At 69.0% G+C, this 23,863-nt stretch carries 23 protein-coding genes; 6 read left to right on the forward strand and 17 right to left on the reverse strand.

The window, feature by feature from the left end:
• The first annotated feature begins 11 nt into the window (after positions 1-11).
• Both BLV57_RS44140 and BLV57_RS39310 read left to right on the forward strand, forming a co-directional pair.
• Positions 12-773, forward strand: a complete 762-nt coding sequence (locus BLV57_RS44140) for an ANTAR domain-containing protein (RefSeq protein ID WP_091298894.1) — start codon at positions 12-14, stop codon at positions 771-773.
• A 1,219-nt stretch (positions 774-1,992) separates the two neighbouring features.
• A complete protein-coding gene (locus tag BLV57_RS39310; protein ID WP_091298897.1) occupies positions 1,993-2,325 on the forward strand; it encodes a MerR family transcriptional regulator in 333 nt (110 codons plus the stop codon).
• Here BLV57_RS39310 and BLV57_RS39315 read toward each other — a convergent pair.
• Entirely contained in the window at positions 2,315-3,616 is a 1,302-nt protein-coding gene (locus BLV57_RS39315; protein ID WP_176969010.1) for an ABC transporter substrate-binding protein, read from the reverse strand. The genes BLV57_RS39310 and BLV57_RS39315 overlap by 11 nt on opposite strands.
• A 175-nt stretch (positions 3,617-3,791) precedes the next feature.
• Between BLV57_RS39315 and BLV57_RS39320 the strand changes: the two genes are divergently transcribed.
• Together BLV57_RS39320 and BLV57_RS39325 are read left to right on the forward strand one after the other, a co-directional pair.
• Entirely contained in the window at positions 3,792-4,796 is a 1,005-nt protein-coding gene (locus tag BLV57_RS39320) for a LacI family DNA-binding transcriptional regulator (protein ID WP_218134980.1), read from the forward strand.
• A 37-nt stretch (positions 4,797-4,833) separates the two neighbouring features.
• Entirely contained in the window at positions 4,834-6,510 is a 1,677-nt protein-coding gene (locus BLV57_RS39325) for a glycoside hydrolase family 13 protein (RefSeq protein ID WP_091298900.1), read from the forward strand.
• Here BLV57_RS39325 and BLV57_RS44295 read toward each other — a convergent pair.
• Positions 6,507-6,629 carry a hypothetical protein gene (locus BLV57_RS44295; RefSeq protein ID WP_281244473.1) on the reverse strand — a complete coding sequence of 41 codons (123 nt, stop codon included), beginning with the start codon at positions 6,627-6,629 and terminating at the stop codon, positions 6,507-6,509. The two genes, BLV57_RS39325 and BLV57_RS44295, sit on opposite strands and share 4 nt — an antisense overlap.
• Positions 6,630-6,640: 11 nt before the next feature.
• Positions 6,641-7,243: an RNA polymerase sigma factor gene (locus BLV57_RS39330; protein ID WP_091298903.1), complete on the reverse strand. Its 603-nt coding sequence runs from the start codon at positions 7,241-7,243 to the stop codon at positions 6,641-6,643.
• Positions 7,244-7,415: 172 nt separating this feature from the next.
• Between BLV57_RS39330 and BLV57_RS39335 the strand changes: the two genes are divergently transcribed.
• Positions 7,416-8,117 (forward strand): TetR/AcrR family transcriptional regulator, encoded by a 702-nt coding sequence (locus tag BLV57_RS39335; protein ID WP_091298906.1) that lies wholly within the window; start codon positions 7,416-7,418, stop codon positions 8,115-8,117.
• Positions 8,118-8,475: 358 nt separating this feature from the next.
• Here BLV57_RS39335 and BLV57_RS39340 read toward each other — a convergent pair whose 3' ends face one another.
• The 8 genes from BLV57_RS39340 to BLV57_RS39375 are packed head-to-tail and all read right to left on the reverse strand — an operon-like array spanning position 8,476 to position 14,410.
• The gene (locus BLV57_RS39340) at positions 8,476-9,102 is read right to left on the reverse strand and encodes a hypothetical protein (protein WP_091298909.1); all 627 of its coding nucleotides are present in this window, start codon (positions 9,100-9,102) and stop codon (positions 8,476-8,478) included.
• Positions 9,099-10,196: a hypothetical protein gene (locus tag BLV57_RS39345; RefSeq protein ID WP_091298913.1), complete on the reverse strand. Its 1,098-nt coding sequence runs from the start codon at positions 10,194-10,196 to the stop codon at positions 9,099-9,101. Before BLV57_RS39345 ends, BLV57_RS39340 begins: the two co-directional genes overlap by 4 nt.
• The gene (locus BLV57_RS39350) at positions 10,193-10,990 is read right to left on the reverse strand and encodes an ABC transporter permease (RefSeq protein ID WP_091298916.1); all 798 of its coding nucleotides are present in this window, start codon (positions 10,988-10,990) and stop codon (positions 10,193-10,195) included. The genes BLV57_RS39345 and BLV57_RS39350 overlap by 4 nt, the downstream gene beginning before the upstream one ends.
• 5 nt (positions 10,991-10,995) lie before the next feature.
• The gene (locus tag BLV57_RS39355; protein WP_091298919.1) at positions 10,996-11,793 is read right to left on the reverse strand and encodes an ABC transporter permease; all 798 of its coding nucleotides are present in this window, start codon (positions 11,791-11,793) and stop codon (positions 10,996-10,998) included.
• Positions 11,790-12,599, reverse strand: coding sequence for an ABC transporter ATP-binding protein (locus tag BLV57_RS39360; protein WP_091298922.1), 810 nt, complete (start codon positions 12,597-12,599; stop codon positions 11,790-11,792). Before BLV57_RS39360 ends, BLV57_RS39355 begins: the two co-directional genes overlap by 4 nt.
• Positions 12,589-13,341: a PIG-L deacetylase family protein gene (locus BLV57_RS39365; protein ID WP_091298925.1), complete on the reverse strand. Its 753-nt coding sequence runs from the start codon at positions 13,339-13,341 to the stop codon at positions 12,589-12,591. The genes BLV57_RS39360 and BLV57_RS39365 overlap by 11 nt, the downstream gene beginning before the upstream one ends.
• Before the next feature lies 1 nt (position 13,342).
• The gene (gene aroF / locus BLV57_RS39370; RefSeq protein ID WP_176969011.1) at positions 13,343-14,131 is read right to left on the reverse strand and encodes a 3-deoxy-7-phosphoheptulonate synthase; all 789 of its coding nucleotides are present in this window, start codon (positions 14,129-14,131) and stop codon (positions 13,343-13,345) included.
• A 12-nt stretch (positions 14,132-14,143) separates the two neighbouring features.
• Complete coding sequence (locus tag BLV57_RS39375; protein WP_091298931.1) at positions 14,144-14,410, reverse strand: hypothetical protein; 267 nt, start codon at positions 14,408-14,410, stop codon at positions 14,144-14,146.
• Positions 14,411-14,710: 300 nt separating this feature from the next.
• On the opposite strand from BLV57_RS39375, the gene BLV57_RS39380 reads away from it, so the two are divergent.
• Entirely contained in the window at positions 14,711-15,685 is a 975-nt protein-coding gene (locus BLV57_RS39380) for a LuxR C-terminal-related transcriptional regulator (protein WP_091298934.1), read from the forward strand.
• Between the two features lie 11 nt (positions 15,686-15,696).
• On the opposite strand, the gene BLV57_RS39385 is transcribed toward BLV57_RS39380, so the two are convergent.
• Genes BLV57_RS39385 through BLV57_RS39410 form a run of 6 tightly spaced genes read right to left on the reverse strand, consistent with a single transcriptional unit; the run spans position 15,697 to position 23,840 of the window.
• The gene (locus tag BLV57_RS39385) at positions 15,697-16,641 is read right to left on the reverse strand and encodes a 3-oxoacyl-[acyl-carrier-protein] synthase III C-terminal domain-containing protein (protein WP_091298937.1); all 945 of its coding nucleotides are present in this window, start codon (positions 16,639-16,641) and stop codon (positions 15,697-15,699) included.
• The gene (locus BLV57_RS39390; protein ID WP_091298941.1) at positions 16,638-18,257 is read right to left on the reverse strand and encodes an amino acid adenylation domain-containing protein; all 1,620 of its coding nucleotides are present in this window, start codon (positions 18,255-18,257) and stop codon (positions 16,638-16,640) included. Before BLV57_RS39390 ends, BLV57_RS39385 begins: the two co-directional genes overlap by 4 nt.
• Before the next feature lie 3 nt (positions 18,258-18,260).
• The gene (locus BLV57_RS39395) at positions 18,261-20,192 is read right to left on the reverse strand and encodes an ABC transporter ATP-binding protein (RefSeq protein WP_245757707.1); all 1,932 of its coding nucleotides are present in this window, start codon (positions 20,190-20,192) and stop codon (positions 18,261-18,263) included.
• Positions 20,189-21,937, reverse strand: coding sequence for an ABC transporter ATP-binding protein (locus BLV57_RS39400; RefSeq protein ID WP_091298944.1), 1,749 nt, complete (start codon positions 21,935-21,937; stop codon positions 20,189-20,191). Before BLV57_RS39400 ends, BLV57_RS39395 begins: the two co-directional genes overlap by 4 nt.
• Entirely contained in the window at positions 21,937-23,121 is a 1,185-nt protein-coding gene (locus BLV57_RS39405; RefSeq protein WP_091298947.1) for a nucleotidyltransferase family protein, read from the reverse strand. The genes BLV57_RS39400 and BLV57_RS39405 overlap by 1 nt, the downstream gene beginning before the upstream one ends.
• Positions 23,118-23,840, reverse strand: a complete 723-nt coding sequence (locus tag BLV57_RS39410; RefSeq protein ID WP_091298950.1) for a hypothetical protein — start codon at positions 23,838-23,840, stop codon at positions 23,118-23,120. The genes BLV57_RS39405 and BLV57_RS39410 overlap by 4 nt, the downstream gene beginning before the upstream one ends.
• Positions 23,841-23,863: the final 23 nt, after the last annotated feature.

The raw sequence follows: 23,863 nt of genomic DNA on the forward strand, positions 1-23,863 counted from the left end.
GAGGCGACAGCATGAGTACCTCAGCTGCTCCGCTGGCTCGCATCGGCGCCGATCCGGCCTTTGTCACCACCGCCGCGCCGTACTTGATCCTGGACACCGACCTGCGTATCCGCGCCGCCAACCCGGCCTACACCAGTGCCACCCTCACCACCGCGGGCGACCTCGTCGGCAGCTACCTGTTCGACGCCTTCCCCGACAATCCCGATGACCCCGGCGCCGACGGCGTCGCCAACCTCGCCGACTCGCTCGAGCAGGTACTACGCCACGGACAGCGACACGACATGGGGCTTCAGCGGTACGACGTGCCCTCCCCCGACGACCGGCACAGGTTCGTCCGGAAAATCTGGGCACCGCTGAACGTGCCACTGCGCGACGCCGACGACATGACCATCGGGATCCTGCATCACGTCGAAGACATCACCGACATCGATCACATCATCGGCGCGCCCACGGAAGAGCCCCGGGGCACGGAATGGTGGCAGGCGCATCCGCAAGAACTCACTCAGGCCTTGCGCGCCGTGTCCAGGCTGAATCACGCCCACCGCGCGGTCCTGCGCGAAAACCACCACCTGCGCGAAGCCCTGCGTACCCGCGGCGTCATCGAACAGGCCAAAGGCATCCTGATCGGGCAGCGCCGTTGCCAGCCCGACGACGCCTTCGCCATCCTCGTGGGCCTGTCCCAGGACACCAACACCAAGCTCCACGACGTCGCCAAGGCCCTCGTCGCCGACACTCTCCACCATCGCGAAACCCAGCCTGGTCCGACTTGGTGAGGGGAAGGTCAGAGTGGTGTGTCCGCGCGAGTGGTGACTCCGCTGCATCCAACGGAGCAGAGGTACCACTCGCGCAAGCCTTTCAGGCGTGGGCGAGTTGATCTTCGCGAGTGGACGAATCCAGACGTTGTGCGACCAGATCCTTCCGTTCGCCGCGGCTGGCCACCTGCTTGCAAGGGTAGGCAAGTTGACTGAGGAGGAAATGTGTCGTGAGTGTTTAGGCCCAGTGCTGGCCGACCCGTATTTGGTCACCTACGGCGGAATTCGCGGCGCTGCCTGGTGCGAGGGGAAGGTTTGCTGCGTTAGATGCAGCAAACCTTCCCCTCGCACACCCGATCACACCTCACGAGCCGAAATACGTCCCACGATGCACCTTTTGCCGGTTTCGCTGGCGAAACAAGGGTGGCCCTTGTCACGCTGGAGGTAACAAGGGCCACCCTTGTCACCGCGAGCGCTACAAGAGCCCCGTTCGTGCAGATGCCGACGAGCACGACCCGCGTAGATCACCAAATATGGCCGGTTCTAACCGGCCGGAACACTCACGACCCATTTGGCCTTCCGGGCAATGACATTCGCGACGTCCGGCGGGAAAGGTCCGTGCCGCCGCGGCGCGGAGCCGCGGCGGCGATCGACTTGACTGTCTCTGCGAAACGACGGTTTTCCTTGGCGCTGCAGGGTGAACGGCCACCCGCGATGGCTGCCGCCTGAGTACGTCACTAGACGCTGTGCCGGGACCTCAGTCGTGGTTCGTACCGGCGATGCGGTGGGGCGCGGCCATCGCACAGGCTCCGTTGAGCCGTTCCCTGCCTGTTCTCACCTCCTTGCCGCGTGGTCGTTCATCGAGTTCGCCCGGCGCGGGGCGGTGACCGTTCCCGGGCACCGACTCTTCGCGCTGTTCTGGCGAGGTCGCCGTGGCCGAGCGGCATCCGGACGCGCCGGCCCGCCGGGCGGTCACCTCGCGGATGCGACGGCGTGGGCGCGCGACGGACGGGCAAATCCGGCGTGGCGCCGAAATTGGCGGCCACGATCGCCTCGAACTCCGCACGCAGCCAGGCTGGGTCATCGAGGACCAGCGTGGCGAAGTCAGCGTGCGGGGCAACGCTGCGGCCTGACATGTCGATCACTCCCAGGACGTCTTCACCAGGTACAACTGACCGATACGTTTCTTATAGTACGCACTGGAGATTGTGTCAAGTGCCTACTGAAGCTAACCTGGTGTGTGTCCTTGAAGAAGCTTGACGACGCCGACTATCCCGCCTACACCACCGGTCAAGCGGCCAGCCTGCTCGATGTCCAGCAGGCTTTCCTGCGCAGCCTCGACACCGCCGCACTGCTGCGACCCGAGCGCTCCGACGGCGGTCACCGCCGGTACAGCCGCCGCCAGCTCGAACTCGCCGCCCGCATCCGCGTCCTGTTCGACGACGGTCACACCCTCGCCTCGGCCGCCCGCATCATCGGGCTGGAAGACGAACTCTCCGCCGCCAACAGCGAGATCCGCGCGCTGCGCGACCAGCTCGCCGGCACCGCCGGGCCACCGGCGGTCACGGGATGATGCCCTTCGAGTTCAACGCGTCGGTCAGCCGATCGCGCAGTTCCTCGGCGGTGGCCTCCGGCTCGATCGAGGACGGCGGCGAGAGCACTTTCGAGATGACCGTCGACAGGTTCTGATACGCCGGGGTCAGCGGCCGGATCGCGGCTTCGGCGAGCGCGGCCCGGATGTCGGCCTTCATCGGATACTGGTCCGCCATCGTCGGATTCGCCTTGGCGTCGACAGGTTTCGCGGGATCGAGCGGGGTGGTGTCGGAGTAGACACCGGCGACGCTCGGCGGCACCCCGTCCACGAGCGCCTGGTACTTCTGGCTGGCCGGACTGCGCAGGCACAGTGCCGCCTCGAACGCCTCCGCCTTGTGCCGCGAGTACGAGCTCACCGCGAGGTTGAACCCGCCGATGGTGACCCGGCTCGGCGTGCCGGGAGCCACGGACGGGTAGCGCGCCCATTTGAAGTGCGCGAGATCCGCGGGCTTTTCCTTGGCGTAGGAGGCGTAGACGTACGGCCAGTTCAACTCGAACGCGGCGGTTCCGCGCTGGAACGCCTGCCGGATGTCGTCCTCTTTCTGGTTGCTGGCCGACGGGTCGGAGACCCCGCTCGTCACGAGGGTCTTCAACAGCGCCAACGCCTTCACCGCGCCTTGGTCCATCACCACGCTCTTGCCGTCGTCGGACAGGATCTTGCCGCCCGCCGAGGCGACCAGCGTGTTGTAGAAGACGACCAAGCCCTCGTACTGGGCGCCCGTGAACACCACGTTCGACGGTTTGCCCGCCGCGCGGAGCCGGGTGGCCTCGGCGATCATCTCGTCGAACGTCGACGGCGGCTTCGGGGTGACCCGGTCGTCGTACCAGAGCAGCTGGACGTTGGTGTTCTTCGTGGCGCCATAGAGTTTGCCGTTCCAGGTGGCGGTCGCGAGCGGGCCCGGCAGCACGTCCTTGACCGCTTCGGCCTGGTTCGCGCCGGTCCATTCCTCCGCCCAGCCCGCCTCGGCGAACTCGGGTACCCAGGTCACGTCGAGGCCCATGATGTCCAAGGCCTTGTCACCGGCGGCGAGCCGCCGGGCCAGTTGCACGCGTTGGTCGTCTGCGCCGCGCGGCAGCTTGTTGTACACGATCCGATAGCGCCCGCCCGACTGGCCGGAGCAGCGATCCACCACCGTCTGCAAGTGGTCTTCCGGCGAGATGAACAGGTTGATCGTCGTACCGCCCGGCGAAGCCGAGCACGCGGCAAGCGTGCCCAGTCCGATCATCACGGTCGCGAATGTCGCGGCGGCACGCGGAGGTGTGGACGTCATCAGGCCTCCTTGCCTGGGGGTACGCCGCATCATAAGACCGATGCAAGCGCTTGCACTAGAGACCGCACGGACGAACCCGCGAAACTGATCTATGACCCAGCAAGAACCAGTACTGACTGTGCAAGCGCTTGCTTTCAAGTACGCTGCACAGGAGAGAGCACGTGGAGGAGGTTCGATGTCGAGCAGCCTGGACGATGTGGCCCAGCTGGCCGGGGTGTCGCCGGCGACGGTGTCCAGAGCGCTGCGCGGGTTGCCCTCCGTCGCCGTCACGACCAGGGACCGGGTCAGGGCGGCGGCCGCCGAGCTGGGCTACGTCAGCTCGCCGTCCGCCTCGAGCCTGGCGAGCGGACGCACGGCGACCGTCGGTGTGGTGGTGCCCTATCTCGACCGCTGGTACTTCTCCACGGTGATCGCCGGCGCCGAGAAAGTGCTCCGCGAGGCGGGGATGGCCACGCTGCTGTACAACATCGGCGACACCGCGGGCCGCACTCGGTTCTTCGCCGAGCTGCCGCTGCGCAAGCGAGTCGATGCCGTGCTGGTGCTGTCCCTGCCACTGACCGAGCCGGAGACCCAAGCCCTCACCGGGCTCGACCTGCCGGTCGTGAGCGTCGGGCAGGTCGCCGAGGGCATCCCCATGGTCGGGATCGACGACTACGCCGCGACCCGTAGCGCCATCCGGCTGCTCGCCCAGCTGGGGCACCGCGACATCGCCTTCATCGGGCAGCTCGATCCCGTCCCGCTCGGGTTCCCCACCCCGCGGGCACGCCTGCGCGCGTACCAGGACGCGATGGCCGAATTCGAACTCGGCGAGCCCATGGAAGCCGACGGGCACTTCACCGTCAGCGGCGGTGAAACGGCCATGACCACCCTGCTCACCGGAGCGAAACGACCGACGGCCGTCTTCGCGGCATCGGACGAGATGGCGTTCGGCGCTCTTCGCGGGCTACGCAAAACCGGGCTGAGAGTGCCTGAGGACGTGTCGGTGGTCGGCTTCGACGGTCACGAGCTGACCGGGCTGGTCGACCTGACCACCGTCGCCCAGCCGGTGGCCGACCAAGGCGCGACGGCGGCCAGGCTCCTGCTCGACTGGCTCGGCGACGGAACGCCGCCGCCCAGCAAGACGTTGCTGAAAACCCGGCTCGTGCTCAACGGCAGCACCGGCCCGGTTCCGGCTGCCTGATCTCGATCCCGCACCACCGGCTTCAGGAGACCCGCCCGTGTTCGACCTCGCGCGAACCCATGCCTTGCCACGCAACCGATCCTGGTGGGACAACGCCGTCGTCTACCAGATCTACGTCCGTTCCTTCGCCGACGGCGACGGCGACGGGATCGGCGATCTCGCCGGCATCACGGCCCGGCTGGATCACCTCACCGACCTCGGCGTCGACGCGCTGTGGCTGAACCCGTGCTACCCGTCGCCGCAAGCCGACCAGGGTTACGACATCGCCGATTTCTTCGACGTCAACCCCGAATACGGCGACCTGGCCGCGCTCGACGCACTGCTCGCGGCCGCCCACGCGCGCGGCCTTCGTGTCCTGCTCGACCTCGTGCCCAACCACTGCTCCTCCGAGCATCCCTGGTTCACCGCGGCGCTCGCCGCGCCGGCGGGCTCGGCCGAGCGGGCCCGCTTCCACTTCCGCGACGGCCGCGGCGCGAGCGGCGAACTCCCGCCCAACAACTGGGCGGCGCTCTTCGGCGGCCCCGCGTGGACCAGGGTCACCGAGCCAGACGGCTCACCGGGACAGTGGTACCTGCACCTGTTCACCCCGCAGCAGCCGGATTTCAACTGGGCCGACCCCGAGACCGTCGCCTACTTCGACGAGGTGCTGCGCTTCTGGTTCGACCGAGGGGTCGACGGCTTCAGGATCGACGTCGCGCACGGGCTGTTCAAGGATCCCGGACTCCGCGACTGGACCGAAGGCGGCTACAACCGCCACGCCTGGAACCAGGACCAGGTCCATGCGATCTACCGCCGCTGGCGCGCCATCGCCGACGGCTACGGCCCCGACCACCCCCGCATGTTCGTCGGGGAGATCTGGACGCCCGTGGCCGAGGACATGGCCGAGTACCTGCGCCCCGACGAGCTCCACCAGGCGTTCCACTTCGACCTGCTGACGCGGAGCTGGAACGCCGCCGCCGTGCAGGACTCGGTGCGGCGCGCCCGCCGCACCGCGATCAGCGGGAATTCGACCGCGTGGACGCTCAACAACCACGACGTCTTCCGTGCCGTCACCCGCTACGGCGTCACCCGGCCCGCACCCCCGATCGCGAGCAGCGACCCGTTCGCCGCCCTGATGCGGCCCCGCGGTGAGGTCGACCTCGAACTCGGCGAACGGCGTGCCCGCGCGGCACTGCTGCTGATGCTGGCGCTACCCGGCACGGCGTACCTCTACCAGGGCGAAGAGCTCGGCCTGCCCGAAGTGCTCGACATCGCGCCGGAAGATCGGCATGACCCGGTCTTCGCCCGGCACGGCGCCGAAGATGTCGGCAGGGACGGCTGCCGTGTGCCGATCCCCTGGACCTCGGACGGACCGTCGTTCGGCTTCAGCTCCGGCCCGAACCCTTGGCTGCCGCAGCCATCCTGGTTCGCCGGTTACAGCGTCGAAGCCCAGCAGAGCGAAGCCGGTTCAACACTTAACCTCTACCGCGCCGCACTCGCCATCCGGCGCGACCTCCAGGCCAACGGGGGTCGAGCCACCTGGGCGGATGTCAGCGTCGACCGGAAAGGACCCTTGCTGTTCGTGCGCGGCGGATCGCTGGCCTGCGTGACGAACTTCAGCAAGAGCGCCGTCGCATTCGATCCACCGGACGGCGTCCTCGCGCTGTCCAGTGCCCCGCGCGACGACGAGGCGACCATTCCACCTGACACGTCACTGTGGTTCGCTCGCTCCTAAGGCGCGGGGTCGGCTTCCGCGTCGGTGGTGGCCGCCTCGTCCGCGGGCCAGCGCAGGCCGGTTTCGAGGACGAGCAGGTCGAAGATCGGGGTGTCCGAGACAGCTGTCGTGTCGTTCATCGGTGTTCCTGTCAGGTCGTGCCCGGGGAGTCCGGCCGGGCGGGCCCATGTGTGGCGTCGGGGCTGGGCTCTTCCCTCGGCGTGGGAAGGCGCCGCGGCTGGCGGTGGAGATAGGCCAGCCGCAGTGCCTCGCGAGCGCGGAAGGTCATGGCGGAGATCTCGGTGCGCGACACGCCGAGCACCGGCGCCAATTCGGTCGCCGTGTGGCCGTCGGCGACGGTGCTGCGCAGCAGGGTCCGCCAGCGGGGCGGCAGGCTGCGCAGCGCCGAGGCGACGACCTCGTCGGTGGTGTGGCGCAGCATCAGCGCGTCGGTCTCCTCGGGCTCGTGGTGCCGCGTCCATCGGGTGTGCAGGGCGCGCATCGTGAGCACGAGGTAGGCACACAGGTTCTCCGGGGTGCCGCCGCCGGCCCGCAGCACGGCGAACACGCAGGTGAACGCCTCGGCCACCAGGTCGTCGCGCTCGGCGGGCCGTCGCACCCAGCGTGCGGCGACCCGGCGCAGGAGCGCGGCATGGCGCCGGAAGAGCAGCTCGGCCGCCTGCGTGTCACCGTGGCGGAACCTGTCGATCAGCCGCGCGTCGGACGTGTCGGCCTCGTCCGCTGCATCCCGCATCGTGTCTCCGCTCCCCCCGGGTCGAGCGTCACGGCGGCACGCGAACGAGGGTTCCCCCGTTCGCGGCCTCGACACGCTCTGTGATTACTGGCGGCCCAAAGTAACAAAGACAGCGCTGTAACACTAATCGCCCGGCCCACGGCCGGTTCATGATCCCGATAGGGTCGGCGAAGTGGGATCGTCTTCGGGTCGCCCGGGTTCCGACGGCCGCGTCACCCGGTGGACGGGACAGCGTGAGCGCAGGCGCCACGAGTTCGTCGAGGCCGCTTTGCGCGCGATCGCCGAGCATGGGCCTGACGTCACGACCGAGCGCATCGCCGAGGCCGCCGGGGTGGCGCGAGCCCAGATATACCGGCATTTCGACGACGCGACCGACCTGCAGCGGGCGATCGCGGACCGCGCGACCCAGGCCATCACCGCCGCGCTGCGGCCGGTGTGGGAGCCGCAGGGCAGCGCACTGCAGATGATCTTCGTGGCTGTCGACGCGCACACCGGCTGGGTGGCCGCCAACGGCGAGCTCTACCGCTACCTCATGCGGCACTCCCAGATCGGCAGATCCGCCGGTCAGGACGCCATCGTCGACGTCAAGACGATCATCGCGCGCCAGCTCACGCAGGTCTTCGAGTTCTATCTCAACGCCTTCGAACTCGACGCGCGCATCGCCGACGTCCTCTCCTTCGGCGTCGTCGGGCTCGTCGACTCCAGCGTCACCCAGTGGCTGAACAGCCCGCAGGGCATCGACCGGCCCCAGTTGACCGACATGCTGACCCGGTGGGTCTGGCACATCCTCAACGACTCACTGCGCGCGGCCGGGATCGAAATCGACCCGGACCTGCCCTTGCCGCCCCCGCCACCTGCCACCCCACCTGCGTAAACGGCACCGGGCGCTGCGGTTTCGAGTAACCGCACCGTGATCGTGAGGCGCTGGGGCCGGAGAATTTCAGGAAAACCACCCCTGCGGGGGATGGATGGGCTTTTCGCTCGCGGCGAGTGACCGTAATGGGCGAATCGCCCCCGACGGCGCCTCTCGCTTATTGAGGGGAAGCGCAAAGGTGGCGTGATCGTGGGCTCGGCTTGGACACGGGGGTCGTGAGTGTTCCGGCCGGTTCTAACCGGCCGGAACACTCACGACTCCCCACTCGGCAGGCTCGCCCGACTACCCGCGTAGCCCCGATTGAGTGAGGGAGGCCCTCACCCAGCTGCTCCGCGACACGCCATGTTTGGCTTTCCCCTCAATAGGAGTCCTGGACGGCGAAACCCCCGAGCCGCCGGACGGCGTCGGCCCGGGTGTCCAGGTAGAGCTGGTTGAGCTCGGCCGACGCATCGTGGTGCGGTGTGAGGAAGTGCGGTGCCAGGGAATCCTCGTGCGCGACGCCCGGCGCAAAGGAGCGAGAAGCGGCGGGCAGCGTGAGCGTCTCGGTCTCGCAGGTCGGCGGCAGAGTGTTCGCGGTGCCTGACGCCACCAGGAGATAGTCGATCCAGCGCTCGGCCGCGTCCACCGCCGAGATCGATCCGAGCTCGAGCCAGGTCACCGCGCGACTGCGGAAGCGGCCGTTCCGCAGTTCCGGGAAGTGGTGCGCGGCGGCGCCCAGCGGGAGCAGGGAGCGGGCCGTCAGCGCTTCGCAGCCCAGGATCTCCAGCGTCGGGTGGCCGTGCGACTCGGGAGCCCAATCGTAGCCCGGTTTCCAGCCCCGGATCGGCAACGCCGACGCACGGGCGAGTGCGTCGGCTTGGCCGGCGCCGCACCACGGGCAGGTGCGGGCGAACAGGTTGATGCGAACCGACAACGCGGTCGAGGCGACCAGGAGATGGGCGGCGGCCTCGCGGCGGGCCATGCGGGTCACGATGTGCTGGTTCATGACAGGATCCCGTTCCGTTCGCGGGCAACGTTTCCTTGTGCGACGGCGGCGACGCCCAAATTGGCCAAGTGCCGCGCCGAGAGCCGGGTGAGGCTTGCTTGGTCTTCGGGTAGGAGGCCGCACTTGAGCCAGGACTCGAACGCGACCTTGAGCAGGTCCGCGCGCAACACTCCCCGCTCAGCCCTCGGGTTCGCGGTGTCCGCGCCGAGCAGGTAGCCCGCCGCCCAGATCTCCATGCCGAGCCGGGTGGGCAGCGGGCAGGTACCGGCAATGTCGTCCCGGTCGACGCCGACCAGATCGCACCAGTCGTGCCAATACCAGCCGAACGGGTGCCAGATGTGCTCACCGGCGCCCGGCCTCGCGAAGCGCAGCCTGGTCTCCGAGTTGTGGAACTCGACCGCGAAGTCACCGGACCGGCGGTGGGCCGCGCGGTCGGCGAGTTCGCCCAGTACCGATGAGGACGTTTCCCAGTAGCCGGAAGGCAGCGAGGTGTCGGTGAAGACCGCCGCGTGACGCTCACCGTCGAGCTCGTTGCCCGCGACGCTGCTGAGCGTGCCGTGTTCGAGCAGGTGCGGCACGGCGGCGAGGACCGGGATCGCGCGGTCGGCGACGAAGGTCGCGATGGCGCGGTCGTCGTGGCGGACGTCGTCCGGGACGGTCTCGAGATACCCGGCGAGCGCGCGGGCCTCGTCGACCGGCAGCACCAAACCCAGTGTGGGCACGAAGCCGGGGAACAGCGGCGCCCACGCCGACCCGGACTCGACGGCTCGGCGGACGAAGTACGAGTTCGGCGTGCTGTGCCAGTTCACGTAGAGCGTGAGCGCGGCCGACGGCTGGGCCGCGACGGCCTGCGGCAGCTGGTGACCGAAGCCCGGCATCAGGTGGATGTCGTCCTGCAGCACCAGGTGATGGGTCGCGCCAGGCTCGATCGCGGCCCACGCCTTCTTGGCCGTGCGCAGCGGGCTCGGCGGGCCGCCCGGGTCGGGATCGGTCACCACCCGCGCGGCCAAGGGCGCACACGAGCGGACCAGTTCGCCGATCCGGTCCGCCCGGCTCGGATGGTGCATGATCGCGACGCTCAGCTGGACTGTCATCCGCCGACTCCTTCGTATCGGGCCGCGCCGGCGTACCAAAGCCTTCGCGCGGCGAGGAATGCGAGCACACCGGCCGCCGGTGAGGCGATCGCGAGCGCGCCGAGTACCCCGCCCTGCGTCTGTCCCAAAAGGACGGACGCGGGCAGGAAAGCGGTGTAGGCCGCCGGAAGAACGGTGGTGAGCATGAGCTTGAGCGGCATCGGGAAGATCGTGATCGGGTAGTTCCCGAACGACGCCATCAGCTCGTCAGCCCACATCGCGGGCGTGCCGGTGTCGACCTGCCGGAAGGCCAGCGTCGAGATCGCCAGCTGTACCGCGCCTTCGAGCAGCGCGGCGCCCGCCACGGCGGCGACCAGGAACGCGAGCTTCCACCAGGGCCACGAGGTGTCGGCGATGCCGATGCCGATCCCGAGCACGGTCAGCCCGACGGCCAGGTCGCCGAGCGCGGTCACCCGTGCCGAGCTGAGCAACACCTGCGTCAGCAAGGGAAGCGGCCGCAGTAGATAGCCCTCGATCCGTCCTTCTTGGACAAGCCGGGGCAGGTCGGCGACCGTGTCGAAGAAGATCACGTACACCGCGTGGCCGACCAGTCGCAGGCCCGCGATGAAGAAGACCTGCCCGCCGGTCCACCCGCCCAGCCCGGGGAACCGGGTGACCAGCACGGTCAGGAACAGCAGCAGCGAAGACTGCCACAACACACCGTGCACCAAGGAGAGCGCGAACTCGCCGCGATACTCCATGCGGGCACGGACGTTGAGCGCGGTCAGCCGGACCGCGCTGCGCAGCACACTCATGGTCCTCACCCGCCCTGTGTCTCGACGCGACGCTCGACCCGCGCCCACATCACCCGCGTGAGGCCCGCGAGCAGGACGCACCAGCCGGCCTGGAGCATCAGCTGTCCCGGCGCGTCGGCGGGCGGGATCCGTCCTGTGTAGAGGGACAACGGGACGTTCAGCGTGCTCTGGAAGGGAAGCAGCCCGGCGAACGTCACCACCGCGTCCGGCAGGTACCAGAGCGGGACGAACGCGCCGGAGAGGAAGTCGGCGATGAAGTGGTAGACGCGCCTGGCGTTGTTGTTCGTCGTCATCCAGAAGCACAGCAGGTCGACGGCCAGCAGCAAGTGGTACTCGACCACCTGTCCCAGCAGCAGGCTCACCACGCTGGCCAGCGCGACCGCCGGGTCCGGCGGCGGCTGGATCAACCCGGTCGCGAGCGCCACCAGGTAGCCGGCCAGCGACCAGCCTCCCCAGTAGAGCGCCTCGCCCGTCGACTTGAGGAGGTGATAGCGCCGCGCGCTCACCGGCCGCAGGAACCAGTACGCGATCCGGCCGTCGTTGACCAGCGACCACAGCGCATCACGCGAGAAGATGCGCGACGCCCAGCGGATCCGGGTCACCAGCACGGCCATCGTCGCGTAGGTGACGGCCTGGTCGACGTTCATCCCGGCGGCGACGGTCGTGCCCGCGTACAAGGCGTGCCACAGGAAATAGCCGAGCACCACCTGCAGCACGCCCATCGCCGCCGCCGACGCCAACCGGCTCCGGTGCGTCAGCTCGGTCAGCACCGGCACCCGCGCCAGCGACCACTGGACGCTCATGCGACCAGGTACAGATGCCGGACGAGAGCCTCGACATCGGCGTCTTCGTCGTGGTGAGCGGCACGAAGCGCGCCCAGCGTCCCGTCGTAGGCCACCTTGCCGCCGTTGATCAGCACGAGCCGATCGCACAGCTGCGCGACCTCGGTCATGTCGTGCGTGGTCAGCAGCACCGTGCGGCCGCGGTCGGCCACCTGGTGGCGGAGGAACTCACGCACCTGCTCCTTGACCACCAGGTCCATCCCGATGGTCGGCTCGTCGAGGAAGAGCACCGGCGGGTCGTGCAGCAACGCCGCGGCCAGGTCGCACCGGACACGCTGGCCGAGCGACAGGTGCCGCACTGGCGTCCGCCAGAATCCGGCGAGCCCGAGCAATTCGCTGAACAGCGCCATCCGGTCGGCGTGCTCAGCCCGCGGAATGCCGTAGATGTCACGGAGGATGTTCAGCGATTCGACCGCGGGCAGATCCCACCACAGCTGGGTGCGCTGGCCGAAGACGGCGCCGATGTCCCGGGCGTTGGCCAGCCGGTCGGTGTGCGGCACGCGGCCGTTGACCCGGATCTCGCCGCTGGTCGGCACCAGCACGCCGGTCAGCATCTTGATCAAGGTCGACTTCCCCGCGCCGTTCGGCCCCAGCAGCGCGAGGAACTCGCCCTTGCGCACGGTCAGCGAGACGTCGTCCACCACCTGCTTGGTTTCCCGCACCGGCCGGATGAGCGAGCGGACCGCCGCCCGCATCCCGCTCCCCCGCACCGTGACCTCGAACGACTTCGAGACACCCGCCGCGTCGATCGCGAGCTCAGCTTCCATCGGGCACCAGCTCCCAGAAGAGTTCATAGCGGAAGAACGAGTCCCAACCGGGCGCGTCGTCGGGAGTGAGCCGCAGCGCGGGCAGCTGCGAGCGATAGCAGCGGACCGCGCGCTCCTTGGCCCGCCGGGCTTCCCCGGTCAGCTCGACGACCTGCTCCTTGAGCCTGGCGCGGTCGAACCCGCAGGCGGCGAGTTCTTCGTCGAGCCAGAAGCCGGCGTCGAGGAAGTCCGGTTTCGGGCCGCCGTCGACCCGGGACGGCCAGCCGAACCGAAGCGCGTAAGGCAGATCGGCGTAGACGAAGACCGCCGGGCCGCGGCCGTCGCCCGCCACCGCGGCACTCGCCGCGTCGCGCAGTGCGACGTGGTCGGGGTGGCCGCCGATCCCCGCCGGGAACCACAATTCCGCCGTCTCGGCCAGAAAGGGCCTCAACGCCTTCGTCAGCCGGGCCTGATCGGGCGGCTCGGTCCGGTATTGGTTCTCCGGCTCGGCGAGCCGGTGTGCGGTGCAGCCGAGTTCGGCGACCGCGAGTTCGTCTTCGGCGACGCGCTCGGCGTGACGGCGGGCCGAGGTGGTCGCCCTGGTGATGCGATCCCACCTGGTCCGGCCGATGCTCGGCGGCGGCGGACCGGCGAAGAGGGTGACCACCCTGGCGCCAGGCCGCAGCAGCTGCGCCGACGCGGACAGGACGGCGTCGTCGAGGTGCGCGGACAGGACCGTCGCGCGTGTCGTGCTGGATGTCATGTCACACAACAACTTCCACTGGCGCCGGAGTCAGCGGGCTGACGACGCGCATGGCCTTCACGGTCTCGATCAGGTGCCGCAACGCCGCGCTGTCGATGGCCTGGTCGCAGTCGGTCCACGACTCGTCCGGAACCGGGTGGCTCTCCACCACCAGGCCGTCCGCGCCGACCGCGACACCGGCGAGCGCCAGTGGCAGCACCCAGTCGCGGCGACCGGCCGCGTGGCTCGGGTCGATGATCACCGGCAGCTCGGTCTTGGTGCGCAGCACCGGAACGGCCGCGATGTCGAGCGTGTTCCTGGTCTCGGTGATGAAGGTCCGGATGCCCCGCTCGCACAGGATGACGTTCGGGTTGCCCTCGGCGCGGATGTAGTCGGCGGAGCCGAGCCACTCGTCGTAGGTGGCCGCGAACGAGCGCTTCAGCACGACCGGCAGCCCGGCGGCGCCGACCGCCTGCAGCAGGCGGGCGTTGCGCATCGACCTGGCGCCGATGAGGAAGGCGTCGACGTGCCCGATCAGCGCTTCGACGTCGGCGGAGTCGAGTGGCTCCGACAGGATCGGCAGTCCGGTGCGGGCCCTGGCTTCGTCGAGCAGCGGGATGGCTTCAAGACCCATGCCCTGGAACCGGTCAGGGCCGGATCGCGGCTTGAACACGCAGCCGCGCAGCACGTCGGCGCCCGCGTCGGCGGCGGCCTGGGCGTGGCGCACGTAGTCCGGCTCGACCGAGCACGGGCCGGAGATGACCGGCGCTGCGCCGGAACCGAAAACGGCTGCTCCGATAGTGACGTTCATTGCGTTCCCCATTCAGTCGTGCACGATCCGCCAGCCCTCGAACTGGGGCGCGGTCGTGGTGGCGAGCTCGCAGAGCCGGGCACCTGCCTCGGCGGCTGAAAGCGCGTTTTCGGCGATACTGAAAAGAATGACGTCGACCCGGCCGGGACTGGTGGCCGCGCGGACGTGTTCGAGCCCGGAATCCGGCTCGGCCAGCGCCCAGAGCAGGTCGACCACCACGTCGGCCGTCATGTCGTGGTGGCGGGCGCCACCGGTGGCCGCGAGTGCGACGCTAGCCATGTACACGGCGGTCGCTCTTGCGGATCTTGGCGTCCCAGTCGAATCCACCGAATTCGGGAATAAGCATTTTTAGCCCCCAGGAATCGTTTTTTCGCGTTTCCGATGCGGATAACGATGCCGGAGCCCACGAGGGTCCGGAAGGGTTTCGCGGTGGCACCAAACGCCGGTGCACCTTCCTGCCAGCCCCGCCACGCTCCCGCTGAGCGGAACCGCCTGTCCACGACCTGGGCACTGATCAACTCCGCGTGTAGCATGCTGGACGCGGGTTCGACAGCGGCCCGATGCCACTGGGGGTGGTACATGCTCAAACCGCTGGGCTTGGATGCCGCGGCGGAATCGGTCTACCGCGCGATGATCACCCATCGCGGGTGGGGTGTCGCGCAGCTGGCGCGCCATCTCGGCGTGTCCGAGACCGAGGTCCACACCGCACTGGACCAGCTGGCCGATCTCGCCTTGGTACGCCAGTCTCTCGACGACCCCGGCATCGTCCGTCCGGTCGATCCGGAATTCGGCCTGGTGTCGCTTTTGCAGCAGCGGCAGGCACAACTGCAGCGCAGCCAGCAGGAGCTGGCCGAAAGCCAGGCCGCGATCACCGGCATGCTCGCGGACCTGCAGACCTCCGGCGGGCGCGTCGAGGTCGATCAGCTGGTCGGCATCGACGAGATCCAGGACCGCATCGAGGTGCTCGCCGGGCGCGCCAGGCGTGAGTGCCTGTCGTTCATGCCAGGCGGCGCGCAGTCGGCCTCGAGCATCGAAGCCGGGAAACCGTTGAACGAAGCCGCTTTACGGCGTGGAGTCGCGATTCGCACGGTGTACCTGGACAGCGTCCGCAACGACACGATGACCAGGAATTACGCGCGCTGGCTCGCCGAGCGGGGCGGCGAGTTCCGCACGACCCCGACGCTGCCGGTCCGGATGCTGCTCGTGGATTCCGAAATAGCGTTGCTGCCGGTGAACCCTGACGACAGCAGGGAAGGCGCGCTGCAGCTGACCAGCCAGGGCATCATCGTCACGCTGACCGCGTTCTTCGATCAGGTATGGGCGGCGGCATCGCCACTCGGCGAGGAGCCAGCCCGCGACGACGCGGGGCTGACCGGCCAGGAGCGCGAACTGCTCAAACTGCTCGGGCAGGGCCTGACCGACGAGATGTCGGCCAGGCGGCTGGGTATCTCGCTGCGCACCGTGCGCCGCATGGCGGCCGACCTGATGGACCGGCTCGGCGCGAAGAGCCGGTTCGAGGCAGGCTGCCGCGCGGTCGAACGGGGCTGGCTGTGATCAGCGCGAGTTCAGTTTCCGGTTCTGCCGGCCTCGATACGTCGCAGGACTATGGCGGACCATGAACGCGGACTCATCGTGAGCACCAGCGTCTGATCGTCATCATCGAGGTGTCCCCTGTCCACGAGATGCTCCAGGGTCAGGAGCGCGTCCGCCGAGAAGCAGTGCCCGGTGCCGGCTCCCAAGGGGCTCGCCACTCTGTCCACCGGCACCCGCGCCGACGACGCGATGAACTCGAGAGTCGAACGCCCGTAGTTTCCGGTGAGCACGTGGCGAAAGTCCGCTGTGGTAAGCGAAAGCCGCTCGGTCACGGTGCGGACGACGGCTCGGATGCCGAGCGTCGTCGCACGAGCGACCAGGATCGGTTTGTCCGCCACCGTGCCGATGTCGGCCCGGCAGGTGTCGGCCATCGTACGCAGCTCGTACCCCGGGCCGGACAGCGTCGAGCTGACCACGCAGCTCGCCGCACCGTCACTGAGCACAGTCTGCCCGTTAGTCAAATATCTGGTTCGCGACCGCACCCGGTCGGCGGTCACCATCAGCACCGTCGGCTTGTCGCCGGTCAGCACCATCCCGCGTGCCACCGCCAAGGCAGGCCCCAGGTTCCCGCAGCCCGAACCACTGACGAAGGTGGCCGGCGTGCGTGGCAAGCCGACAGCTTCGAGGAAATCCCAGATCTCCGCGGTGGGGGTGAGTTCGGGTGAGGTATCGGTGCTGAACACGACCGCGTCGACCGTATCCGGCTGGACGGCGGCGAGTGTCCGCCGCGCGCTGCGCGCCGCGAGCTCGACCACTGTTTCCTGAGCCACCCGGCAGTCGCGTAACCCCTGGGTGCGCAGGGTGCCCAGCTGCTCGCGGACCTCCGGATCGTCGATCTCCTCGAGCGGCGCGCTCACACCCAGCTCGTGGGCGAGGCCGAAAACGTACACCGGCTTGTCAGGTGCCGCAGTGGTCACACCGTCTCCCGCTGATCGATGGCGCCTGTCCTGCCGCCGACACCGCGGTAGTCGACCTTGCCACTGCTGTTCAGCGGCAGACTGTCCAACCTGGTCCAGTGCCTTGGCACCATTGCCTTCGGCAGCCTGAGTTCGACTGCGCCGCGGACGCGCTCGGGCGGGACGGACGGCTCAGCCCCGTAATAGGCATGCAGGTGGACGTCGCCGTCCTCGCCCTGGACAACGACCGCGCAGCCTGCCACCCCCGGCACCGCGGCGACGGCGGCCTCGACCTCGTCCAGCTCGATGCGGACACCGGCGACCTTGACCTGCCGGTCGGCCCGGCCGAGGCAGTACACCCGGTTTTCGGAGAAGACGGCGAAGTCGCCGGTCCGGTAGAGCCGCCCGGTCGGCGAGTCCGGATCGAACTCGTCCACGAAGAACGCGCCCCGGGTCAGCTCGGGCTCGCCGTGGTAGCCGCACGCCACACCGGCACCACCGACCCACAGTTCACCGGGCTCACCGGGCTCGGCCGCGCGCCACGCACCGTCCTCCAGCACCAGCAGGTACAGGGCGACATTGGGCAGTGGTACGCCAATGGGCAGCCGCTCCGCGGCACAGTCGGCAGGCGTGACCCGGTGCAGCGTCACGTCATCGGCGCATTCCGTCGCGCCGTAGGCGTTGACGAGTCTGATGCCGCGACGGTCGCGCAGCACCCGCGCGGCGAGTCCGGGGGAAAGCTTCTCCCCGGTGGACACGAGGCAGCGCAGCGAAGGCAGCTGTGCCGTCTCCGGTCGCCGCCGATGTTCTTCGGCCAGCCAGCCGATCGCGGTGGGAACGAGCTCCGCGACCGTCACCCCGCCGCGGGACAGCGCGGTGACCAGCCTCCGGCCGAACACCGCGTCGCCCTCCGGAATCACCACGACCCGGCCACCGACGAGCAACGCCGCGAGCATCTGCCAGATCGAGATGACGTAGCTCGGTGCCGCGGTGAACGCGACCGAGTCCGACGGTCCGAGCTCCAGCTCGTGAACCATCGACCACAGATGGTTCAGCAGCCCGGATTGCGCGACCACGACGCCCTTCGGCCTGCCGGTGCTGCCCGAGGTGTGGATGACGTAGCGCGGTTCGTCGGCCGGTGCGCGACGGGCAGGCTCCGCCGGCGACATCGGCGCGTCCGCCGCGGGCGGCCGCACCACCGGCGTGGGTGGCGGAGGCGAGTCCCCGATCACCAGCACGCATCGTGGCCGTGCGGTTCGCGCCATGTCCGCCAGTTGCCCGGCGGGCCAGCCGGGATCCACGGGGAGGTAGGCGGCGCCCAGCGACTCGATGGCGAGGAACGCCGCGATCAGCTCGGCCGACCGCGGGCCTGCCACGCCGACCAGGTCACCCGGACGGCATCCTCGGCCCCTCAACACGAGCCGCAGCCGGCGCACTCGCTCGCTCAGCTGCCGGTAGGTCATCACCCGCGCGCCGTCCACGACGGCGACGGCGTCCGGGTCGGCCTCGGCGATCTCGTTCACTCGCTCGAAAACACCGCCACCGGAAAGGACCTTGGGGTTCCGCAGCGCCTGACCGACGGCCTTCGTCGTCGTTCCCGGCCACATCGGCAGCCGGCCCAAAGGCAGGTTCTCCATCTGTCATACCCCCTCGATGCCTGGACTCAAGCCCGCGTCCGACCCGGTTCGCGCGAACTGGGCGCGGTACAGCGCCGCGTAGGGACCATCGGCCGAGAGCAGCTCGTCGTGCGTGCCGCTCTCGACGATCGCTCCGCCGCTCATGACGACGATCGTGTCCGCGTCTCGGATGGTCGACAGGCGATGTGCGATCACGAAGCACGTCCTGCCTGTGCTCAGCTGCCCTATTCCCCGACGCACCAGCAGTTCGGTCCGGGTGTCCACGGAACTGGTCGCTTCGTCCAGCACCAGGATGGGCGGGTCGGCCAGGAACGCCCTGGCGATCGTGATCAGCTGCCGTTCACCGGCACTGACGCCGGCGCCGTCGTCGCCGAGAACGGTGTCGTAGCCCTGCGGCAGCGTCCGGACGAAATGGTCGGCGTGCGCCGCCTGGGCCGCCGCTTCGATCTCCTCGCGGGTGGCGTCGGCCCTGCCGTAGCCGATGTTGTCCGCGATCGTGCCCGCGAACAACCAGGAATCCTGCAGCACCATGCCGATGTTCGCCCGCACGTCCGACCGTGGCACCGTCGCCGTGTCCACACCGTCCACGGTGATCCGGCCCCCGGACACGTCGTAGAACCGCATGAGCAGGTTGACCAGCGTGGTCTTGCCCGCGCCGGTGTGCCCGACGATGGCGACGGTGCGGCCGGGCCGCGCGGTCAACGACAAGCCCTCGATCAGCGGTGTGCCGTCGTAGCCGAAGTGGACCGATTCGAACCGGACGAGGCCGGCCACCCGGCCAGGCAGCCGGTCATGCTCCGCCTCGGTCGGCTCCTCGTCCGCGTCGAGCAGTTCGAACACCCTCCTGGCCGACGCCATCCCGGACTGCACGACACCGGCGAGTCCGGTCACCTGGGTCAGCGGTCCGCTCAGCTGGCGCGAATACTGCACGAACGCCTGGAGCTCGCCGATCGTCAGGCCACCGGACGCGACCCGCAGGCACCCCACCACGGCGACGAACACGTACCCCAGGTTGTTCACGAAGTTCATCGACGGCTGGCTGAGTCCGCTGACGAACTGGGCGCGGTAGCCCGCACGGAACACCGCCTCATTGCGCTCGCGAAACTCGGCCAGAGCCGGCTCGCGGCGGTCGTAGGCGGTGACGAGCGCGTGGCCGGTATAGGTCTCCTCGACATGTTCGGTGAGGTCGCCGACGGCGGCCCACAGCCGGTCGAAGTCGGGTTGTGCCCGTTTACCCAGCAGGGTCGTCACCACGACGGCCACCGGCACCACGAGCACCGCGATCACCGCAAGCAGTGGCGTGATGGCGAACATGATCGTGAGCAGGCCGACCAGCAGCAGCACCGAGTTCGACAGCTGGCTCATCGTCTGCTGCAGTGCGACGACCACGTTGTCGACGTCGTTGACGGCACGGCTGAGCAGGTCGCCACGCTTGGTCGCGTCGAACCTGGTGAGCGGGAGCCTGCTCAGCTTGGCCTCGACCTCGGCGCGAAGCCGCGATCCCGCATGCTGGATCGCCGCGGTGGCCTGCCGTCCCTGTGCCATCCAGCACACCCCGGAAAGCGCGCTCACCAGCAGCGCGGTCAGCAGTGTCGAAATGAGAGCGGCCATGTCGATGCCATGCCCGGGAGTGAAGTCCACAGCGCCTGCCATGGTCGCGAGGGTCTCGTGGCCCTGGACACGCAGCTGCGTCAAGACGTCGGCTTTGGTCGCGCTTGACGCATTGGCGCGGCCGAGCACGCCAGCGAGCACGAGGTCGGTGGCCCGGCCGAGCAGGATCGGGCTGATGATGTTGAGGGTGATGCTCGCCAGGCCGAGCGCGAGCATCGCCGAGAACGCCCGGTGCACCCGGACCAGCCGGAGGAGACGTCGCGCCGTGGCGGCGAACCCGTGGTCCCGCTGACGGCCGCCGTCGCCCGCCCGCACGCCGGTCACGCCGGCTCTTCGGCGAGCTGGGACTGGACGATCTCGCGGTAGACCGCGTTGCCGGCGAGTAGTTCATGGTGGGTGCCGACGCCCGCGATAGCCCCTTCCTCGAGCACTAAGATCCGGTGGGCGTGCTGAATCGTCGCCACCCGCTGCGACACCAGCACGACCGCGGCGTCCGCCGTCTCGGCGGCCAGAGCCGCGCGCAGCCGCCCGTCCGTGCGGTAGTCCAGCGCGGCGAACGAGTCGTCGAACAAGTAGATCCGCGGGCGGACCACCAAAGCCCGTGCGATGGCCAGACGCTGGCGCTGGCCTCCCGACAGGTTGCCGCCGCCCTGGGTGACCGCGCTGTTCAGCCCTTTGCCCATGCGTTCGACGAACTCGCGTGCCTGGGCTGTCTCCAGCGCCCGCCACAGCTCGTCGTCCGGGACACCGGGCCGCCAGAACCGCAGGTTGGACGCGATGGTGCCGGCGAACAGTCCCGCTCGCTGGGGAACCAGGCACACCTCACGGGACAACGTCGCCCGGTCCAGTTCCCGGACGTCCACCCCGCCGACCAGTATCCGGCCTGCGGTCACGTCGGCGAGCCGGGCGATCAGCGCGAGCAGTGTGCTCTTGCCGCTGCCGGTGGAGCCGACCACCGCGATCGTCTCGCCCGGCCGCGCGACCAGGTCGACGCCCCGCAGCACCGCCGCCTCCGCGCCGGGCAGCCGGTATTCGACCTCCCGCAGCTCCAGGTGACCGGGACGAGGCAGCCTGGTGACGGGCTTGGCGGGAGGCACCACGGAGGTCTTCGTGCGCAGTACCTCGGCGACCCGTTCGGCGGACGCTTCCGCGCGCGGCAACGCCATCAGCGCGAAGGTCGCCGAGATGATCCCGACCAGGATCTGCGCGAGGTAGCCGAGGAAGGCCGTGAGGGCGCCGACCTGCATCTGGCCTGCGTCGACCCGGTAGGCCCCGATCCACACCACCGGCACGCAGAAGAGAGTGGTCACGGTGGCGGCCAACGGCAGCATGAGTGTGCTGAGCCTGCCGCTGCGGATCCCGACCTCGGTCAACTCCGTGTTGATGTCGGCGAACCGGCGGCGCTCGTACTCGTCGCGGTTGAACGCCCGGATCACGCGCACACCGACGACCTGCTCGCGGAGCACACCGTTCACGCTGTCCGCGCTCCGCTGCAGTATCCGCTGCAGCGGGCGGAGCCGCCGGACGATGACCAGCATCAGCGAGCCGATCACGGGGACCATCACGAGCAGCAGCAAGGCCAGTGGCACGTCCTGGCCCAAGGCGAGCACCACGCCGCCGATCCCCATTACGGGCGCGGCGACCAAGACCGTCAGGCCGGTGAGCAAGAACGTCTGAATCTGCTGGACGTCGTTGGCCGTACGGGTGATCAACGACGGCGTGCCCAAGGTCGCCAGTTCGGTCGTGGACAGGTCGAGCACCCGCGCGAACATCGCCTCACGCAGGTCTCGCCCCACGGACAGGGCGGTGTACGCGCCGAGCCGCACCGCCGCCGCGAGGCACACCACCTGCACCACGGTCACACCGATCATCAGCGCGCCGACTCGCCAGATGTGGCCGGTGTCGCCGGCGAGCACACCGTTGTCGATGATGTCGGCGCTGAGCGTCGGCAGGTAGAGCAACGCGACCGACTGGAGCGAGTGCAGCACGACCAGCCAGGCGACCTGAGTGCGGCGGGCCCGCACATGATCGCGGAGCAAGCCGGACAGCTCGCTCGCGTGAGGCCACATCAGACGACCGCGCGCGGTCCGGGCACGGTGCTGTGCTCGGTCAGCGACGCCCAGCGCCGGGTGTCGAACAGGCGCTCGGCGAAGTCTCGATCCCAGCGCTGCGGCTTGTCGTCCAGCGCGCCGTAAAGGTCGAGAACCTCCTCGTCACCGGTGTCGAACCGCGCGATCAGCTCAGGGTCGACGTCGCCGGGGTAGACCATTCCCGCATGCCGGAGGGCGTAGTGGACGCTGTCCGCGCAGCCGAAATCACTCACCCGCTCGGCCAGCACCGCCACCTCGGCGGGCGAGAGCAGCCGGAGCAGCTCCACCAGGTCGAGGAATTTGAGCAAGGTGAGGTCCTTGCCAAGCTCGATGTACATCAAGGTGGTCGCCTCGACGTGCAGCTGCACGCACATGTCCACGATCTGGTCCACCCGGTCGAGCATATGGCTCGGTTCACCGAAGTGCGTCGTGGGCACCGACCGCGCCAGCAGCTTCGCGGCTTCCGCCGACCGTCCCGACCGCGGCTGGAACAGGTCGAAACACGGATCGAGCACGAACGCTTCGACGTCGTCATGCTGCGCCGGTTTCAGGAACGGCAGAGTGGAGTTGGTCAGGTTGACCTTCCACACCATCTGGGTGCGCCGGTCGAAGGGCACGACCGTATCCGCGTTGCGTGACAGATGTCCTTGCTGGTAACCGAGTTCGCCTGCCACGGCGGCAAACTCGGCCAGGCTCTCCCGTTTCAGCAGCACATCCAGGTCCCCCATGCGCCGGACACCGGGATCGGGGTAGACGCCCTCGACGAGCACCGGCCCCTTCCGCACCGCGTAGTCGACGCCGGCACCGTTCAACCCGCGCAGGACCTTGGCGTACTCGTCGCGCAACGCGAGGTTGCGCTGTCGGTTGCCCTCGTAGACGTACGCGTAGATCCAGCGATAGGGCGCGAGCGCCCGCCCTTCCGCGGAATGCGCCAGCCGTAGCTTGACGAGGTTGCGGCCCACCAGCGGTAGGACGGCGTGTGCACAGGCGAGTTCGATGAACAGGCCCCAGTCGAGCGTCCTGCCGTGCTCGCCGAGGAAATCGTGCACCCTCCGCTGTCCGGCGGCGTCCAGGCGCACCCGTGACAGTGCCAGCAGCAGGTCCGCCTCACGAGTCAGTCCGCCGAGGCGGGTCCGCGCGAGTCCGTCGTGCTGCCCTGTCATCGCGACACTCCTTTCGCGCTGCAACGGTGGTATTCACGACGGAAGCCGCGGACGTCGGTCACTTCGACGGGCCGCACTCCATGCAATATGCCCGCGTCGGGCAGGTTGTTCACGAACACGACGGCGTCCGGCCCCAGTGGACCGAGGTCGATGCCACACTCTGCCAGCGCGGGCCCGCAGTGGGCCTCGCGGAGCACGGGTTTGCTGCCTTCGGTCGCCTCGTTCGACCAGGCGAAGGCGTCATCGAAGCCCAGTCCACGGCCGCGCAGGTACGGCCGGATGTCGACGAGCAGCAGTTCGCCACCGGTGAATCCGGTGACCGGGCCATAAAGATGGGAAAACAGCAGGACTTCCCGATCCACGTGCAAGTCCTTGAAACTCCACTGGCTGCCGTACAGCTCGACGGGGATGGCGCCGTCGGCGATCGTCCCCGTCTTGATCCGGTAGGCCTCCTCCGGTCCGGGGATTCCGGCGTAATCCCGGAACTCCGTCCACACCGACCGGAACAGCCGCTCGTGGAACTCCCTCGCCGCGGCGAAGTCGAAGTGGGCCGACAAGCCGGTGACGACCACGGCGCCGGGGCCGACCTGGTGATCAGGGCGAGCCAGCCGCCGCGCGACCTCGGACGCGGTCCGTGCCAACACTTCGTACGGCTCTTCTCGCTCCGGGAGCCGGAGCGTGATGTCGGCGAACGAACCGCCGACGGGCAACGGCGCCACCGCACACCTGTCGAGCCCTTGGT

Source organism: Amycolatopsis xylanica (assembly GCF_900107045.1).
In the GTDB taxonomy this organism is placed as follows: Bacteria; Actinomycetota; Actinomycetes; order Mycobacteriales; family Pseudonocardiaceae; genus Amycolatopsis; species Amycolatopsis xylanica.